General features: G+C 68.5%; 11 protein-coding genes. 8 read left to right on the top strand and 3 right to left on the bottom strand.

Translation table 11 applies throughout. The features are described 5' to 3' along the window. Positions 1 to 11 precede the first annotated feature (11 nt). Positions 12 to 1502 (top strand): GTPase HflX, encoded by a 1491-nt coding sequence (hflX, locus tag OG735_RS31265; protein ID WP_327326474.1) that lies wholly within the window; start codon positions 12 to 14, stop codon positions 1500 to 1502. 92 nt (positions 1503 to 1594) lie between these two features. Here hflX and OG735_RS31270 read toward each other — a convergent pair whose 3' ends face one another. Both OG735_RS31270 and OG735_RS31275 read right to left on the bottom strand, forming a co-directional pair. Then, on the bottom strand, positions 1595 to 2764 hold the full coding sequence (locus OG735_RS31270; protein WP_327326475.1) for a trypsin-like serine peptidase: 1170 nt from the start codon (positions 2762 to 2764) through the stop codon (positions 1595 to 1597). Positions 2765 to 3038: 274 nt separating this feature from the next. Then, on the bottom strand, positions 3039 to 4214 hold the full coding sequence (locus OG735_RS31275) for a trypsin-like serine peptidase (protein ID WP_327326476.1): 1176 nt from the start codon (positions 4212 to 4214) through the stop codon (positions 3039 to 3041). 303 nt (positions 4215 to 4517) lie between these two features. On the opposite strand from OG735_RS31275, the gene OG735_RS31280 reads away from it, so the two are divergent. From OG735_RS31280 to OG735_RS31300, 5 genes are read left to right on the top strand one after another with little or no spacing between them, the layout of a single operon-like run. Beyond that, the gene (locus tag OG735_RS31280) at positions 4518 to 5894 is read left to right on the top strand and encodes a diaminobutyrate--2-oxoglutarate transaminase family protein (protein ID WP_327326477.1); all 1377 of its coding nucleotides are present in this window, start codon (positions 4518 to 4520) and stop codon (positions 5892 to 5894) included. 27 nt (positions 5895 to 5921) lie between these two features. Further along, complete coding sequence (locus OG735_RS31285) at positions 5922 to 7823, top strand: IucA/IucC family protein (RefSeq protein ID WP_327326478.1); 1902 nt, start codon at positions 5922 to 5924, stop codon at positions 7821 to 7823. 41 nt (positions 7824 to 7864) lie between these two features. Beyond that, positions 7865 to 8599 carry a GNAT family N-acetyltransferase gene (locus OG735_RS31290; RefSeq protein ID WP_327326479.1) on the top strand — a complete coding sequence of 245 codons (735 nt, stop codon included), beginning with the start codon at positions 7865 to 7867 and terminating at the stop codon, positions 8597 to 8599. Positions 8600 to 8658: 59 nt separating this feature from the next. Continuing rightward, positions 8659 to 10470: an IucA/IucC family protein gene (locus tag OG735_RS31295; RefSeq protein ID WP_327326480.1), complete on the top strand. Its 1812-nt coding sequence runs from the start codon at positions 8659 to 8661 to the stop codon at positions 10468 to 10470. 49 nt (positions 10471 to 10519) lie between these two features. Beyond that, positions 10520 to 12490 carry an ATP-dependent DNA helicase gene (locus tag OG735_RS31300; RefSeq protein WP_327326481.1) on the top strand — a complete coding sequence of 657 codons (1971 nt, stop codon included), beginning with the start codon at positions 10520 to 10522 and terminating at the stop codon, positions 12488 to 12490. 133 nt (positions 12491 to 12623) lie between these two features. On the opposite strand, the gene lexA is transcribed toward OG735_RS31300, so the two are convergent. Next, positions 12624 to 13409, bottom strand: coding sequence for a transcriptional repressor LexA (gene lexA, locus OG735_RS31305; RefSeq protein ID WP_326653047.1), 786 nt, complete (start codon positions 13407 to 13409; stop codon positions 12624 to 12626). 563 nt (positions 13410 to 13972) lie between these two features. Between lexA and nrdR the strand changes: the two genes are divergently transcribed. Both nrdR and OG735_RS31315 read left to right on the top strand, forming a co-directional pair. After that, entirely contained in the window at positions 13973 to 14485 is a 513-nt protein-coding gene (nrdR, locus tag OG735_RS31310; RefSeq protein WP_327326482.1) for a transcriptional regulator NrdR, read from the top strand. A gap of 169 nt (positions 14486 to 14654) precedes the next feature. After that, positions 14655 to 17540, top strand: a complete 2886-nt coding sequence (locus tag OG735_RS31315; RefSeq protein WP_327326483.1) for a vitamin B12-dependent ribonucleotide reductase — start codon at positions 14655 to 14657, stop codon at positions 17538 to 17540. The last annotated feature ends 310 nt before the right edge of the window (positions 17541 to 17850 follow it).

Genomic DNA, 17850 nt, shown 5'->3' on the forward strand with positions numbered 1-17850 from the left:
GTAAGGATCCAATGACCTCCTCTTCATCCCCTTCCCAGAACGAGCAGAGCTTCGCGGACACGCGCACCGAGAGCCTTCGGGCTGATGCCCTGATGGAAGAGGACGTCGCCTGGAGCCACGAGATCGACGGAGAGCGGGACGGCGATCAGTTCGACCGCTCCGAGCGCGCCGCGCTGCGGCGTGTGGCGGGTCTCTCCACGGAGCTCGAGGACGTCACCGAGGTCGAGTACCGGCAGCTGCGCCTTGAGCGTGTGGTGCTGGTCGGCGTTTGGACCACGGGGACGGTCCAGGACTCGGAGAATTCCCTCGCGGAGCTGGCGGCGCTCGCCGAGACGGCGGGCGCGCTGGTGCTCGACGGCGTCATTCAGCGCCGTGACAAGCCTGACCCGGCCACCTACATCGGCTCGGGCAAGGCGCAGGAGCTGCGCGACATCGTGCTCGAAACCGGCGCCGACACCGTCGTCTGCGACGGTGAGCTCAGCCCCGGCCAGCTGATTCACCTCGAAGACGTCGTCAAGGTCAAGGTGGTCGACCGCACCGCCCTGATCCTCGACATCTTCGCCCAGCACGCCAAGTCCCGAGAGGGCAAGGCGCAGGTCGCGCTGGCACAGATGCAGTACATGCTGCCGAGGCTGCGCGGCTGGGGGCAGTCGCTGTCCCGGCAGATGGGTGGCGGCAGCGGTGGCGGCATGGCCACCCGTGGTCCCGGTGAGACCAAGATCGAGACGGACCGGCGCCGGATCCGCGAGAAGATGGCGAAGATGCGCCGGGAGATCGCGGAGATGAAGACGGGCCGAGAGATCAAGCGGCAGGAGCGCCGGCGCAACAAGGTGCCCTCGGTCGCTATCGCCGGCTATACCAACGCAGGCAAGTCGTCTCTGCTCAACCGCCTCACGGGCGCCGGCGTCCTGGTGGAGAACGCACTGTTCGCCACCCTGGACCCGACCGTCCGCCGGGCCGAAACGCCGAGCGGCAGGCTCTACACCCTGGCCGACACCGTCGGGTTCGTACGGCATCTGCCGCACCACCTCGTCGAGGCCTTCCGCTCCACCATGGAGGAGGTCGGGGACTCCGATCTGATCCTGCATGTGGTGGACGGATCGCACCCGGCACCGGAGGAGCAGCTGGCGGCCGTGCGCGAGGTGATCCGGGATGTGGGCGCGACGGACGTGCCCGAGATCGTGGTGATCAACAAGGCGGATGCGGCCGATCCCCTCGTACTGCAGCGGCTGCTGCGTATCGAGCGGCACGCGATCGCGGTGTCGGCGAGGACCGGCAGGGGTATCGACGAGCTGCTCGCGCTGATCGACGTCGAACTGCCGCGGCCCGAGGTCGAGATCGAGGTCCTCGTGCCGTACACCCAGGGCGGGCTCGTCTCGCGGATGCATGCCGAGGGCGAGGTTCTCTCCGAGGAACACACCACGGAGGGCACGCTGCTCAAGGCGCGGGTGCATGAGGAGCTGGCTGCGGCGCTGGCGCCGTATGTGCCGGCGACTCGCTGATCGCGTACTGAACCGAACAAGCCGGAAGGCCCGCCCCCTCATCGAGAGGGGACGGGCCTTCCGGCTTGGTGTGTGTCCAGCAGCCGGCAGTCCTACTGCCCCGCGAACTTGTCACTCATCGCGGTGTAGATCTGCTTGGCTCCGGCGCCCAGGCGGGGACCCGCCAGCCAGCCCGAAGTGACCGGGCCGATGGAGGTGTTGGAGACCAGGGCGGGCTTGCCGTTCGGCTGGTTGGCGAACCAGCCACCGCCGGAGGAACCGCCGGTCATGGTGCAGCCGATGCGCCACATCGTCGGCGTACCGGGAGCGACCGAGAGACGGCCCGGACGGTCGATGCACTTGTGCATGATCGCGCCGTTGTACGGCGGGGCGGCCGGGTACCCCCAGGCGCCCATCGCGCTGATGCTCTTGGCCTCGGGCGCGTCGAAGTTGACGTCGAGGGCGTTGCCCACCGTCTCCTCCAGCGACTTGGTGCCCTTCTCCGGCTTCACATGCAGCACGGCGTAGTCGTACGGAGCACCCGTACCGCCGGTCGGGCCGCCCTGGGAGATCCACTCGCCCGAGGTCGAGACCCAGTCGGCCCAGTAGACGCCGTACGGTGCGATCTCCTGCGGCTGCGCATTCTCCAGCGCGGCCGGGGACTTGCCCAGGTCGTTGTAGGACGGCACGAAGGCGATGTTGCGGTACCAGCCGCCCGCCTGACCCGCGTGGACGCAGTGGCCCGCGGTCCACACCAGGTTGGACTTGCCCGGGTTCTTCGGGTCCTTGACGACGGTGGCGGAGCAGACCATCGTGCCCTCGGGCGAATCGAAGAAGACCTTGCCGACCGGGGCCGCGTTCTCGTGGTACGGCTTCTTCTCCGCCTGGGCCTGGACCGGGCGCGGCTCCGGGTCGGTGACGCCCTGGTCACCGGAGATGTCGCCGGCTGCGAGCGTCTTCGCCGGCGCCTTGGCCGTCGTCATCCGCTTGGGCTTCCACAGCCCCTCGATCACCGGGTTGACGAAGTCCTTGGCCTCACGCAGCCACTTGTCCTTCTCCCAGTTCTTCCACTCGCCGTTCTTCCACTTGTCCAGGTCGACACCGTGCTCCTTGAGCTTGTCAGCCAGGTCTGCGGGAAGATCCGCGCCACCCTTGTCGGCGGCGGGGCTGGAAGCGGCGGGCTTGTCGGCCGCCTTGTCCTCGCCCGGACCACATGCGGTGGCCGTCAGCGCGAGGGCTGCGGCAATGCCCGTGGCAGCCAGCAGCGGACGTATGGATCGCATGGAAACGATTCCCCCTGAAGTGCTTTTGGAAATGTGCCTATGTGTCTAGGTGCCATGAATGTGTCGTGCATCAGCTGACGGCGTGGTGGTGCTGCTGCCGTGCGCGTGAATTGCCATGAGCGTGTCACGCGAAAGGGCGGCCTTCCGGGGCCGCCCCTGCTTGGGCACCACTCTATCCCCGGTGCGGAGCCGCACAGTTGAGACGGGCCCCACCTGCACGGAGTCTCCACCAGAAAGGGCAGGAGCCATCGGCCCCTGCCCTTGTGTGGACTGCTTACTGGCCCGCGAACTTCTTGCTGACCGAGTTGTAGACGCCCTTGGCCTCGTCACCCAGGCGGGGACCCGCCAGCCAGCCGGCCGCCACCGGGCCGATGGAGGTGTTCGACACCAGGGCGGGCTTGCCGTCCTGGCCGTTGGCCACCCAGCCACCGCCGGAGGAACCGCCGGTCATGGTGCAGCCGATGCGGTACATCGTCGGCTCGTTGGCCTTGACGGACAGCCGGCCCGGCTTGTCGGAGCACTGGAAGAGCTTCTGGCCGTCGTACGGCGGCGCCGCGGGGTAGCCCTTGGCGGTCATGTTGTCGATCTTCGGCGCAGCCGGGGCGTTGAAGTCGACCGGAAGCGCCGAACCGACCGTCTCCTCAAGCGACTTGCCCGTACCGCCCTTCTCGGGCGTGACGTGGATCACCGCGAAGTCGAACGGAGCGCCCTGGCCGCCGGTCGCGGCGCCCTGGGAGATCCACTGCTCGGAGGTCTGGGCCCAGTCGCCCCACCAGACGCCGTACGGAGCGATCTGCTCCTTGGGAGCCTTCTCCAGCGTGGCGGTGGGCTTGGCGCTGTTGTTGTACGACGGCACGAAGGCGATGTTGCGGTACCAGCCGCCGCTCTTTCCGGCGTGCACACAGTGGCCCGCGGTCCACACCATGTTGGACTTGCCGGGGTGGGCCGGGTCCTTGACGACGGTCGCGGAGCAGACCATCGAACCCTCCGGGCCGTCGAAGAAGACCTTGCCGGCCTCGGCGGCGTTGGAGTGGTACGAAGCCTTCACGGCCTGCGCGTTGACCGGGGCGGGCGTGGGGTCGGTGACACCTTTGTCGCCCGAGATGTCGTTGTCGACGGGCTTCTCCGGCGGCTTGTCGGCATCGCGCATCCGGTCCGGGTCCCAGAGTCCCTCGATGATCGGGTTGACGAAGTCCTTGGCCTCACGGAGCCACTTGCCCTTGTCCCAGTTCTTCCACTCGCCGTTCTTCCACTTGTCCAGGTCGATCCCGCGCTCCTTGAGCCGGTCCTTGAGATCGTCCGGGATGGTGATTTTGCCGTCGGTGGGCTGGCTGGCGGGCGTGCTCGGCTTCTCGCCCGCGTTGTCCTCGCTCGGACCGCAGGCGGTGGCAGCCAGCGCGAGTACAGCGGCTATGGAGGCCGCTGCCAGCGTCGGGCGAATGGGTCGCATGTCGTGATCTCCCTGGGACTTCATAACTCTGAACTGTCGGAACTTCACAAAGCGTTGCTGCCGGCGGCCGTGCGTGGAGCCTGGCCCGGCTGCGGCCCCCACTATGCCGGTGCCGATGTGGACGGTGCGCAGCAGGTCCGCGGTTCCGTCACCGCAAGGATCTTCCGAATGCCCGTAATCCCCGGCTCCCGGCGTCGTTGGGTACGTACGGGGGGCACAAGGCCAGCGTTCAGCGTGGGTGGGCGGCCTACGAACGCTGTACCGATGTGCAACGCAACTGTTACAGCTGGAGGACCAACAGCCGTGGCCGTGACCGAACCTGCTCCGGTGGCGCTGCCTGCCGCGCACGAGGGGATTCTGCGTCGGCAGTCGCTCCGCGAATCTGCGGCCCGTACGTATGCACGCTCGCTGCCCATCGTTCCCGTACGGGCCCGGGGACTGACGATCGAGGGAGCGGACGGGCGGCGCTATCTCGACTGCCTTTCCGGGGCGGGGACTTTGGCGCTCGGGCACAACCATCCTGTGGTTCTCGAAGCGATCAGGAAAGTGATCGACTCGGGAGCGCCGCTGCATGTCCTCGACCTCGCCACCCCGGTCAAGGACGCGTTCACCACCGAGCTGTTCGCCACGCTGCCACCGCAGTTCGCCGACGACGCACGGGTCCAGTTCTGCGGGCCTGCCGGCACCGACGCGGTCGAAGCCGCCCTCAAACTCGTCCGCACGGCGACCGGCCGAAGCGGCCTCCTTGCTTTCACCGGCGCATACCACGGGATGACGGCCGGCGCGCTCGACGCCTCGGGTGGCGCCACCGACGTACGCGTGACCCGGCTGCCCTTCCCGCAGAACTACCGATGCCCCTTCGGGATCGGCGGCGAACGCGGTGCCGAACTCGGGGCCCGCTGGACCGAGAACCTCCTCGACGACTCCAAGGGCGGAGTGTCCACGCCGGCCGGGATGATCCTGGAACCGGTGCAGGGTGAGGGTGGAGTGATCCCGGCCCCCGATGCCTGGATGCGCAGGATGCGGGAGATCACCGCCGCCCGCTCGATTCCGCTGATCGCCGACGAGGTGCAGACGGGCGTCGGTCGCACCGGTGCCTTCTGGGCGGTCGAACACAGCGGTGTCGTGCCCGATGTGATGGTGCTCTCCAAGGCAATCGGCGGCTCCCTTCCGCTGGCTGTCATCGTCTACCGGTCCGAACTCGATGCCTGGCAGCCCGGTGCCCACGCCGGCACCTTCCGCGGCAACCAACTGGCCATGGCGGCGGGCGCGGCCACCCTCGCCTTCGTGCGCGAGAACCGGCTCGCCGACCGCGCCGCGACCCTCGGGGCGCGCATGCTGGGCCGGCTGCAGGGACTGGCCGCGGCCCACCCCTGCATCGGGGACGTACGCGGCCGGGGCCTCATGATCGGCGTCGAGCTCGTCGACCCGGACGCCGCCGCCCCCGACGCCCTGGTCCCGCCGACCGCCCCGGCACTCGCCGCCGCTGTCCAGCAGGAGTGCCTGAACCGCGGGCTCATCGTCGAACTCGGCGGACGCCACTCCGGTGTCGTACGGCTACTTCCTCCTCTCACCCTCACCGACGAACAGGCCGTGGCCGTCCTCGACCGCTTTGCCGACGCCCTGGCCGATGCCGAACGCTCCATGAGACACCGCACCGACAACGGGCAGTTGCACTGACCCGGACAAATCACAAGGAAGCCCTCCGTGAACCCCACCCCCGCGCCCGATGTGCCCGAGGCCGACGGCCGTCCCACCGCCCACCACCAAGGACAGGGCGGAATGTGTGGCCCCCTCATGGTCGAGGCGGCGGCGGTGCCCCGCCAACAGACGGGTGTTCTGGGCGAACAGCACACGCCCACGGTCGGCGCGTCCTCCGGCGCCCGAGCCGCAGAGCCCCTCGACCATCCGGACCCGCAGCGAGCTGCGGACGCGGCCGCCGTCGAGAATCTCCTTCGCTGCTGGGTACGGGAGAACGACCTAGCGAAGCCGGACGGCGCCACCCTTCGCATCCCGCTGCACGCCAGTGGCACCGCGCTGCTCGTCCCGGTGCGGTACTGGTCGGTCACCGGCTGGCACCGCTTCGGCCTGCCCGCCCTGGAGGGCGGTCCGTGCGACGCGCCGGGCGTCGATGCCGTCACTGTCGCCGCACTCCTCGGCCGGGAGGCGGGTCAGAGCGAAGGAGCCGATCTGGTGGGCCGCGTCGCCGACTCGGTGCGGCGCACCACCGACTTCATCACCGACCGCCGCGCCCACCCCGCTCCCGCGCCCGAGGCGGATCTCTTCCTCACCGCCGAGCAGTCCCTTGTGCTGGGCCACCCGCTGCACCCGACACCCAAGAGCCGCGAAGGATTCTCCGAGGCCGAAGCCCGGCTCTACTCACCGGAGTTGTACGGCTCCTTTCCGCTGCACTGGATGGCCGTCGACCGCTCCGTCCTGGCCACTGAATCGGCATGGACCGAACACGGCCGCACCCTGTCGGCCGAGCACCTCACCGCCCGCCTCTGCGGTGACCTCCAACTCCCCGACCACACCGTTCCCTTGCCGCTGCACCCCTGGCAGGCCCGCGAGCTGAAGCACCGCCCCGCCGTCGCAGCTCTCCTCGACGCTGGTCTCCTGCACGACCTCGGTCCCTATGGAGAACCCTGGCACCCCACCTCCTCGGTCCGCACGGTGCACCGTCCCGGCGCCCCGGCCATGCTCAAGCTCTCGCTCGGCGTACGCATCACCAACTCCCGTCGTGAGAATCTCCGCAAGGAACTCCACCGCGGCGTCGAGGTGCACCGGCTGCTCCGCACCGGCCTCGCCGAGCAGTGGCAGGCCGCCCACCCCGGCTTCGACATCGTGCGGGACCCCGCGTGGCTCGCGGTCGACACCGCCGACGGCGAAGCCGTGCCCGGCCTCGACGTCATGCTGCGCCACAATCCCTTTGGCCTCGGCGACGACGCCGTCTGTATCGCGGGACTGACCGCACCTCGCCCCTGGCCGTCCCGCCCCGGAATGCACTCGCGCCTCTCCGACACGCTGGAACGGCTCGCCACGCGCACCGGCCGGCCCACCGGCGCGGTCGCCGCCGAGTGGTTCCTGCGCTACCTCGATCACGTCGTACGCCCGGTGCTCTGGCTGGACGCCACCGCCGGCATCGCTCTCGAGGCCCACCAGCAGAACACGCTCGTCATCCTCGACCCTGAGGGCTGGCCCGTCGGCGGCCGCTACCGAGACAACCAGGGCTACTACTTCCGCGAGTCCCACCGTGCCGCACTCGAGCGCCGCCTTCCCGGCATCGGCACCGTCAGCGACACCTTCGTCTCCGACGACGTCACCGACGAGCGCTTCGCCTACTACCTCGGCATCAACAACGTCCTCGGACTGATCGGCGCCTTCGGAGCTCAACGCCTCGCCGACGAGCGCGTACTCATCGCCGCTTTCCGGCTGTTTCTCACCGCGAATGCAGGCATGGGGTCGCCGTTGCCCGCTCAGCTTCTCGATGCGCCCATCCTGCGGTCCAAGGCCAATCTGCTCACGCGGCTGCGCGGCCTCGACGAACTCGTCGGTCCCGTCGACACCCAGTCCGTCTACGTCACCATCACCAACCCCCTTCGTCCTTGAGGGAACCCAACCCGACCGAACTGCGAGAGGAGAGCGCCACCGTGCCTCCCACCGATGCGAGCACCGACACCGGAGCCGGGCCGGCACCTCAGCTCGGCGGAGGGGTGGAGGACACCTTGGACCTACAGCTTCCCGAGGAGCTCTTCGCGCTGTTCCGGGAGGACGAGCTGGCCTTCGCACCTCAGCGCACGGACGACGGCGCCGGCCATCTGCTGGACACCCCTGCCTGCTGGGGGCCGGCCACCACCCCGCTCGGGCCCTTCCAGCTCGTCCCCGTCCGGATCGAACGCGATCTGGCGCTGATCAGTCGCTGGATGAACGACCCTGCCGTCGCCGCGTTCTGGGAGCTGGCGGGACCCGAGTCGGTCACCGCCGGCCATCTGCGTGCCCAGCTCGACGGCGACGGGCGCAGCGTCCCCTGTCTCGGCGTGCTCAGCGGCACCCCCATGAGCTACTTCGAGATCTACCGCGCCGACCTGGACCCACTGGCGCGGCACTACCCGGCCCGTCCTCATGACACCGGAATCCACCTCCTCATCGGCGGTGTCGCCGACCGCGGCCGCGGTGTCGGCTCCACTCTCCTCAGAGCCGTCGCCGAACTCGCTCTCGACAATCGACCCCGCTGTGCACGAGTCATCGCGGAACCAGACCTGCGCAACACCCCCTCCGTATCCGCATTCCTGAGCGCCGGCTTCCGCTTCTCCGCCGAAGTCGACCTCCCTGACAAGCGAGCTGCCCTCATGGTCCGCGACCGCGCCCTTCGCAACCTGCTGTGAACGACCCGCTGCCTTACTTACACCGCTCGACCCGCATCGGTTCCACTCGAGGAGTCCCCGTGCTGAAGTCCCCTGCCACCCATGACTCCGCGGAGCCGACCGCGGTCCCGTTCACCCCGCCCGGGCTGAACCCGCAGGGCTGGGACCGGGCGGCCGGCCGCCTCCTCGCCAAGATGCTCGGTGAGTTCGCCTATGAAGAGATCATCGAGCCGGTCCCCGGCGCGGGTGACCACTACACACTCGCGCTGGACGACGCATGCAGCCTGTCCTTCCGCGCCCGGCGCGGGGCATACGGAAGCTGGCGCGTCGATCCGCACTCCATCGAGCACCAGGGCCGGCGCTTCACCGACCCGCTTGCCTTCCTCGCCCGGGCCCGACGGCTCCTCGCCCTCGACGGAGCCACCCTCGGCCATCTCCTCCGCGAGCTGTCCACCACCCTCGCCTCCGACACCAGGCTCGACCACACAGCGCTGACCTCGGCCGAGCTGGCCGATCTCGGCTATGCCGAACTCGAGGGCCACCAGACCGGTCACCCGTGGCTCGTCCTCAACAAGGGCCGCATCGGTTTCTCCGCCACCGACACCGCCCTCTGGTCGCCCGAGGCCCGCAGACCTGCCCGGCTCCCGTGGATCGCGGTCAGCTCCAACCTCGCCGCCTACCGCGGTGTCCCCGGACTCGGTGCCCCCGAGGATCTGTACGTCCGTGAACTCGACCCTCCCGTACGTGAGTCCTTCACGGCCACCCTGCGCGCCAGGGGCCTCGACCCCGACATGTACCTCTTCCTCCCCGTACACCCCTGGCAGTGGGACGAGGTGCTCCTGCCCCTCTTCGCGCCGGCCATCGCCCGGGGCGAAATCGTTCCGCTGCCCACCGACGGCGACCTGCGGCTGCCGCAGCAGTCCATCCGTACGTTCGCGAACCTGGACCGCGCCGACCGGCACACCGTCAAGCTGCCGCTGTCGATCCTCAACACCCTCGTCTGGCGCGGACTCCCGACCGAACGCACCCTCGCAGCCCCCGCCGTCACCTCTTGGGTGCACGGACTGCGCGACGCCGACCGTTTCCTGCGCGACGAGTGCGGTGTGATCCTCCTCGGCGAAGTCGCCTCGGTCACCGTCGAGCACCCCCTCTACGACCACCTCGCGGAGGTGCCGTACCAGTACAAGGAACTCCTCGGCGCGATCTGGCGCGAGCCGCTCCAGCCCCGCCTCGCCCCTGGCGAGCGGGCCCGCACCCTCGCATCGCTCCTTCACACCGACCCGCAGGGCCGCGCTTTCACCGCCGAGCTGGTCGGACGTTCCGGGCTCGACCCCACCGTCTGGCTTCAACGTCTCTTCTCCGCGCTGCTGCCGCCGCTGCTGCACTTCCTCTACCGCTACGGCACCGTCTTCTCCCCGCACGGGGAGAACGCGATCGTCGTCTACGACTCACAGGACGTCCCGGTCCGTCTCGCGATCAAGGACTTCGTCGACGATGTGAATGTCAGCGCCCGGCCGCTGCCCGAACACGACTCGATGCCCGACGACGTACGCGAGATCCTGCTCACCGAGGACCCGTCCTTTCTCACTCAGTTCATCCACTCCGGGCTCTTCGTGGGTGTCTTCCGCTTCCTCGCCCCGCTCTGCGAAGAGCAGCTGGGCGTACCGGAAGAGGAGTTCTTCGCGCTCGTACGGGCGGAAATCCTGCGGCACCAGGCCCGTTTTCCGGGGCTCAAGGATCGTTACGAGATGTTCGACCTGCTCACGCCCCGTATCGAGCGCCTCTGCCTCAACCGGAACCGGCTCCATCTCGACGGCTACCGTGACCGTCCCGACCGGCCCCACGCCGCCGTCCACGGCACCGTACCCAACCCTCTGGGCCTCTCTCGATGAACCGCCGCGTGACCGCGTTGTCAGTGGTGCCCCGTAGGGTGGTCGGGCTATGACGAAGCCATCCCTCCCCGAGCTCCTGCACGCCGCCGTCACCGCCGTCGGCGGCGTGGAACGGCCAGGCCAGGTCACCATGGCCGAGGCCGTCGCCGAAGCTGTCGACGACAATGCGCACCTCCTCGTCCAGGCCGGCACAGGCACCGGAAAGTCCCTCGGCTATCTGGTGCCCGCCCTGGCGCACGGCGAGCGCGTCGTGGTGGCCACGGCCACTCTGGCCCTGCAGCGCCAGCTCGTGGAGCGTGATCTTCCGCGTACGGTCGACGCGCTGCACCCGCTGCTGCGTCGGCGGCCCGAGTTCGCGATGCTCAAGGGGCGTTCCAACTACCTCTGTCTGCACCGCCTCCACGAAGGCGTTCCGCAGGAAGAGGAGGACGGCCTCTTCGATCAGTTCGAAGCCGCCGCGCCCACCAGCAAGCTCGGCCAGGACCTGCTGCGGATGCGTGACTGGGCCGACGAGACCGAGACAGGAGACCGCGACGACCTCACCCCCGGAGTCTCCGACCGGGCCTGGGCGCAGGTCTCCGTCTCCTCCCGGGAGTGCCTCGGCGCGACGAAGTGCGCCTACGGCGCCGAGTGCTTCGCGGAGGCGGCCCGCGAGCGCGCCAAGCTCGCCGATGTCGTCGTCACCAACCACGCACTGCTGGCGATCGACGCGATCGAGGGCGCCCCGGTGCTCCCTCAGCACGAGGTGCTGATCGTGGACGAGGCCCATGAGCTGGTATCCCGGGTCACCGGCGTCGCCACCGGCGAGCTCACCCCCGGCCAGGTGAACCGGGCCGTGCGCCGCGCGGCGAAGCTGGTGAACGAGAAGGCCGCGGACTCTCTCCAGACTGCTGCCGAGACCTTCGAGCGGCTGATGGAGCTCGCGCTCCCGGGTCGTCTCGAGGAGCTCCCCGAGGATCTCGGGTACGCACTGATGGCGCTGCGCGACGCGGCCCGTACGGTCATCTCCGCCCTCGGCTCCACCCGCGACAAGTCCGTCCAGGACGAGGACGCCGTACGCAAACAGGCCCTCGCGGCCGTCGAGAACATCCATGACGTCGCCGAGCGCATTACCCAGGGCTCCGAGTACGACGTCATCTGGTACGAGCGCCACGACCGATTCGGCGCGTCTTTGCGGGTGGCTCCGCTCTCCGTCTCCGGGCTGCTGCGCGAGAAGCTCTTCGCCGAACGATCGGTGGTGCTGACCTCTGCCACGCTCAAGCTCGGCGGTGACTTCAACGGGGTCGGTGCCTCGCTCGGCCTCGCCCCGGAAGGCACCGAAGGCGAGGACGTCCCGCAGTGGAAGGGTCTCGACGTCGGCTCGCCCTTCGACTATCCCAAGCAGGGCATCCTCTACGTCGCCCGCCATCTGGCGACGCCCGGCCGCGAAGGCTCCCGGGGCGACATGATGGACGAGCTCGCCGATCTGGTGGAGGCGGCCGGCGGCCGTACGCTCGGCCTTTTCTCCTCCATGCGGGCCGCCCAGGCGGCGGCCGAAGAGCTGCGCGGCAGATTCGACAAGCCGATCCTCCTCCAGGGCGAAGAGACCCTCGGCGAACTGATCAAGACCTTCGCCGCTGACCCGGAGACCTGTCTGTTCGGCACGCTCTCCCTCTGGCAGGGCGTCGATGTGCCCGGGGCCAGCTGCCAGCTGGTGGTGATGGACCGGATCCCGTTCCCGCGCCCCGACGATCCGCTGATGAGCGCCCGCCAGAAGGCGGTGGAGGAGGGCGGCGGCAATGGATTCATGGCCGTCGCAGCGACGCATGCTGCCTTGCTGATGGCTCAGGGAGCGGGCCGTCTCGTCCGTGCCACGGGTGATCGGGGCGTCGTCGCCGTACTCGATCCGCGGCTCGCCAACGCCCGCTACGGCAGCTATCTGCGCGCCTCACTGCCCGACTTCTGGTACACCACGGACCGTAACCAGGTACGTCGCTCGCTGGCCACGATCGATGCCGCCGCCAAGGCGGACGGCAAGTAGTTCCCCTACTGAATGGCACGCACTGAACCGCCTGAACCGCACTTGGTGAACCGCACTCAGCCGCACTCAGACACAGCAGGGCCCCGGGACCGGCGCAGTGGGTCCCGGGGCCCGGTCAGAGCCGGCGGGTCTGTCACACCCGCCGCAGCACCGCCACCACCTTGCCGAGGATCGTCGCCTCGTCACCGGGGATGGGCTGGTACGCAGCGTTGTGCGGGAGCAGCCACACATGGCCGCTCTCCCGCTTGAACCGCTTGACGGTGGCCTCGCCGTCCAGCATTGCGGCCACGATGTCCCCGTTCTCCGCGACGGGCTGGCGTCGCACCGTCACCCAGTCCCCGTCACAGATCGCGGCCTCGATCATCGAGTCGCCGACGACCTTCAGTACGAACAGCTCGCCGTCCCCGACCAGCTGGCGTGGGAGCGGGAAGACGTCCTCGACGGATTCCTCCGCAAGGATCGGGCCGCCTGCCGCGATTCGGCCGACGAGTGGCACGTACGACGCGGCGGGCTTGCCCGTCGTGTCCGTCGGCTGGGTGCTGGGCTGGTCGGAGCCGCGTACCTCGTACGCCCTGGGCCGGTGCGGGTCCCTGCGCAGGAAGCCCTTGCGCTCCAGCGCCATCAGTTGATGTGCGACGGATGAGGTGCTGGACAGGCCTACCGCCTGACCGATCTCGCGCATCGACGGTGGGTATCCGCGCCGCTGCACGGAGTCCCGGATCACCTCGATGACGCGCCGCTGCCGATCCGTGAGGCCGGAGCTGTCTGCCCGGATCCCTGGAGGTCGGCCGGGCAGCGAACGCGTGGGCTTGGGACCCTCCGGGGTCGTGGCTGCGTCATTCATGGCATGCACCGGCTCGAATCGGTTCTGGGAGCGGTCCTGGGCAGTGATGGTGGCACTGTCTGCGGTGGTGGTCACGTCGGCCCCTCTCGAATGGTCTCCCTAGCTGGACAACGGTAGTTGGTTTCGAAAGGTTGCGCCAAACACACGTTCGAGTGAAAAATCGCAGATTGCCTGCCGTGAGCGTCTGGCTGGGTGTATGTGCGAACGATCTGTCCGCGAGGCATTTCGGGCCACTACGCTAACCTTCACCGCCGCGGCGCGGTGAGGCGGGGTGATTCCAGTCTGGCACCCGGGGGTCAGGAATCCGCGGAGCCGCGCGTCTCCCGTACTCTCGTGGCCGGTCCCGCGCCGCCCGGATGCCGCGGCGAGGTGCTCGAACGCCGCTGGTGCAGCCTTCCCGCGGCCCCCCACCGCGTTGCGGCAGTGCACCCGTTGCGCCCCCGCCGTGTGACACGCGCGCTGAGAGCCAAAGCGCGACCAAACCCCAGATCTAGTGGTTGGATTGTGTCTGCCGCCCAGAAGTTGTGGTCCCCGGTCCTTCAAGACCGTGGTCATCGCCTATGCTTGGGGCTGCTTCGGAGGGCTTCGATCTGCCTGTCGAGGTCATTCAGTCGTGCTGTGAAGGAGGGTTGGGAGCCATGCACTGCCCCTTCTGCAGGCACCCCGACAGCCGTGTCGTCGACAGTCGCACCACCGACGACGGAACGTCGATCCGGCGCCGTCGGCAGTGCCCCGACTGCTCCCGCCGCTTCACGACGGTGGAGACCGCCTCGCTGATGGTGATCAAGCGCAGCGGGGTGACCGAACCCTTCAGCCGTACCAAGGTCATCTCCGGCGTGCGCAAGGCGTGCCAGGGACGGCCGGTCACCGAGGACGCCCTCGCCCAGCTCGGCCAGCGGGTCGAGGAAGCGGTGCGTGCCACCGGCAGCGCCGAGCTGACCACCCATGACGTGGGTCTGGCCATCCTCGGCCCCCTGCAGGAACTCGACCTCGTCGCGTACCTGCGCTTCGCGTCCGTGTACCGGGCTTTCGACTCACTCGAAGACTTCGAGGCCGCCATAGCGGAACTCCGCGAGCAGCGGCCTCCCGCAGAGGAATGCGGGAACGACGAGACCCTCGAGGTCCCCGTGCCCGCCACCGCCGCCGACTGAGCAGTACCGGCTGACCGGCTCGGGCCCGCGAGAATCCCGTCGGCCGGCAGCAGAGCGGCAAAAGACCTGTCACGGGCGCTGTGCGCGGCGCTCGAGGCATCAGACACACCATGTGCCACGGGAAGATCTGGGCACTTCAGGGCGTTTTTGCCCATGTATGGGAGGCGGCATGACAGAGACGACGAGCGGCCCGGCACGAGGGTCCCGAGCCAAGGGATCGAAGGCGAGCAAGGGTCTGCGTATCGAGCGAATCCACACCACCCCGGGCGTGCATCCGTACGACGAGGTTGTCTGGGAGCGCCGTGACGTCGTCATGACCAACTGGCGCGACGGCTCGGTCAACTTCGAGCAGCGTGGCGTCGAGTTCCCCGACTTCTGGTCGGTGAACGCGGTCAACATCGTCACCAGCAAGTACTTCCGCGGGGCCGTCGGCACCCCGCAGCGCGAGACCGGTCTCAAGCAGCTCATCGACCGGATCGTGAAGACGTATCGGAAGGCCGGCGAGGACTACAGCTACTTCGCCTCGCCCGCCGACGCCGAGATCTTCGAGCACGAGCTGGCGTACGCCCTCCTGCACCAGATCTTCAGCTTCAACTCGCCGGTGTGGTTCAACGTCGGCACGCCCCAGCCGCAGCAGGTCTCCGCCTGCTTCATCCTGGCCGTCGACGACTCCATGGAGTCGATCCTCGACTGGTACAAGGAAGAGGGCATGATCTTCAAGGGCGGCTCCGGCGCCGGCCTGAACCTCTCCCGTATCCGCTCCTCCAAGGAGCTGCTCTCCTCCGGCGGCAACGCCTCCGGCCCGGTCTCCTTCATGCGTGGCGCGGACGCGTCCGCGGGAACGATCAAGTCGGGCGGCGCCACCCGCCGTGCGGCGAAGATGGTCATCCTCGACGTCGACCACCCCGACATCGAGAACTTCATCGAGACCAAGGTGAAGGAAGAGGAGAAGATCCGCGCCCTGCGTGACGCGGGCTTCGACATGGACCTGGGCGGCGACGACATCACGTCCGTCCAGTACCAGAACGCCAACAACTCGGTCCGTGTGAACGACGAGTTCATGAAGGCCGTCGAGGCCGGCGGCAAGTTCGGGCTGCGCGCCCGGATGACCGGCGATGTCATCGAAGAGGTCGACGCCAAGTCGCTCTTCCGTAAGATGGCCGAGGCCGCCTGGGCCTGCGCCGACCCCGGCATTCAGTACGACGACACGATCAACAACTGGCACACCTGCCCGGAGTCCGGCCGGATCAACGGCTCGAACCCCTGCAGCGAGTACATGCACCTGGACAACACCTCGTGCAACCTTGCCTCGCTGAACCTGATGAAGTTCCTCAAGGACGACGGCAAGGGCAATCAGTCCTTCGATGTCGAGCGCTTCGCCAAGGTCGTCGAGCTGGTCATCACCGCGATGGACATCTCCATCTGCTTCGCGGACTTCCCGACGCAGAAGATCGGCGAGAACACCCGCGCCTTCCGTCAGCTGGGCATCGGCTACGCCAACCTCGGCGCCCTGCTGATGGCCACGGGTCACGCGTACGACTCCGACGGCGGCCGTGCGCTGGCCGGCGCCATCACCTCGCTGATGACGAGTACCTCGTACAAGCGCTCCGCCGAGCTTGCCGCGGTCGTCGGCCCGTACGACGGCTACGCCCGCAACGCAGAGCCGCATCAGCGGGTCATGAAGCAGCACGCCGAAGCCAACACCACGGCCGTTCACATGGACGATCTGGACTCGCCGATCTGGGCCGCCGCCACGGAGGCCTGGCAGGACGTGATCCGCCTCGGCGCGAAGAACGGCTTCCGCAACGCGCAGGCCTCGGTCATCGCGCCCACCGGCACCATCGGTCTCGCGATGTCCTGCGACACCACCGGCCTCGAGCCCGACCTCGCCCTGGTCAAGTTCAAGAAGCTGGTCGGCGGCGGCTCGATGCAGATCGTCAACGGCACGGTCCCGCAGGCGCTGCGCCGCCTGGGCTACCAGGAGGAGCAGATCGAGGCGATCGTCGCCCACATCGCCGACCACGGCAATGTGATCGGCGCTCCCGGCCTGAAGACCGAGCACTACGAGGTCTTCGACTGCGCCATGGGCGAGCGCTCCATCTCCGCGATGGGCCATGTCCGCATGATGGCGGCCATCCAGCCGTGGATCTCCGGCGCGCTCTCCAAGACGGTCAACCTGCCGGAGACCGCCACTGTCGAGGACGTCGAAGAGGTCTACTTCGAGGCGTGGAAGATGGGCGTCAAGGCGCTCGCGATCTACCGCGACAACTGCAAGGTCGGCCAGCCCCTCTCCGCCAAGACCAAGGAGAAGGAGAAGGCCGAGGTCACCGAGAAGGCCGAGGAGACGATCCGGGCCGCGGTCGAGAAGGTCGTCGAGTACCGCCCGGTCCGCAAGCGCCTTCCGAAGGGCCGTCCCGGCATCACCACCTCCTTCACGGTGGGCGGCGCCGAGGGCTACATGACCGCCAACTCCTACCCGGACGACGGTCTCGGCGAGGTCTTCCTGAAGATGTCGAAGCAGGGTTCCACCCTCGCTGGCATGATGGACGCCTTCTCCATCGCTGTCTCGGTCGGTCTGCAGTACGGCGTCCCGCTCGAGACGTACGTCTCGAAGTTCACCAACATGCGCTTCGAGCCGGCCGGTATGACGGACGACCCGGATGTGCGGATGGCGCAGTCGATCGTCGACTACATCTTCCGTCGCCTGGCGCTGGACTTCCTGCCCTTCGAGACCCGCTCGGCGCTCGGCATCCACTCGGCCGAGGAGCGTCAGCGTCACCTGGAGACCGGTTCGTACGAGCCCTCCGACGACGAGATGGACGTCGAGGGCCTGGCCCAGTCCGCACCGCGTCAGCAGGAGACTCTGAAGGCCGTCGCCGTCCCGAAGGCTGAGGTTCCGGCTCCGAAGCAGGCACACACCTCGGCGGAGCTCGTCGAGATGCAGCTGGGCATCAGCGCGGACGCGCCGCTGTGCTTCTCGTGCGGGACGAAGATGCAGCGGGCCGGCTCCTGCTACATCTGCGAGGGTTGCGGCTCGACCAGCGGCTGCAGTTGATACTCCGGCGTCGGCCGTAAGTGAATGACGGATAAAGCGGTGGCCGAGAATTCGGCCACCGCTTTATCTCGTTCGACCGTCTGCTGGAGGCGGGGTTCAGTCCAGCGCGACTGCCGAGGTGCTGGCACTGCTCGCCTACGGCGTGAACCCGCGTTCTCGCGCCGGAGCCGACCCGGGCGTGCTCCTCCGTAGCGTCACTGCTGCCCTTGCGCCGCTCGGGCCGGGAAAATGCTCCGGTGAACAGCCGCGGGACCGAGGCTGCTCAATCTGTTGCGTCACTTGATCGAGCAGGGGAGCCGACGCAATGTCG

Origin of the sequence: Streptomyces sp. NBC_01210 (assembly GCF_036010325.1) — a bacterium.
Taxonomy (GTDB): domain Bacteria; phylum Actinomycetota; class Actinomycetes; order Streptomycetales; family Streptomycetaceae; genus Streptomyces.

What these genes read in the sequence shown, in the direction of transcription:
- OG735_RS31275 (WP_327326476.1), bottom strand. Translation starts at nt 4,214, where the DNA reads ATGCGACCCATTCGCCCGACGCTGGCAGCGGCCTCCATAGCCGCTGTA.
- OG735_RS31270 (WP_327326475.1), bottom strand. Translation starts at nt 2,764, where the DNA reads ATGCGATCCATACGTCCGCTGCTGGCTGCCACGGGCATTGCCGCAGCC.
- OG735_RS31300 (WP_327326481.1), top strand. Translation starts at nt 10,520, where the DNA reads ATGACGAAGCCATCCCTCCCCGAGCTCCTGCACGCCGCCGTCACCGCC.
- nrdR (WP_327326482.1), top strand. Translation starts at nt 13,973, where the DNA reads ATGCACTGCCCCTTCTGCAGGCACCCCGACAGCCGTGTCGTCGACAGT.
- OG735_RS31315 (WP_327326483.1), top strand. Translation starts at nt 14,655, where the DNA reads ATGACAGAGACGACGAGCGGCCCGGCACGAGGGTCCCGAGCCAAGGGA.
- hflX (WP_327326474.1), top strand. Translation starts at nt 12, where the DNA reads ATGACCTCCTCTTCATCCCCTTCCCAGAACGAGCAGAGCTTCGCGGAC.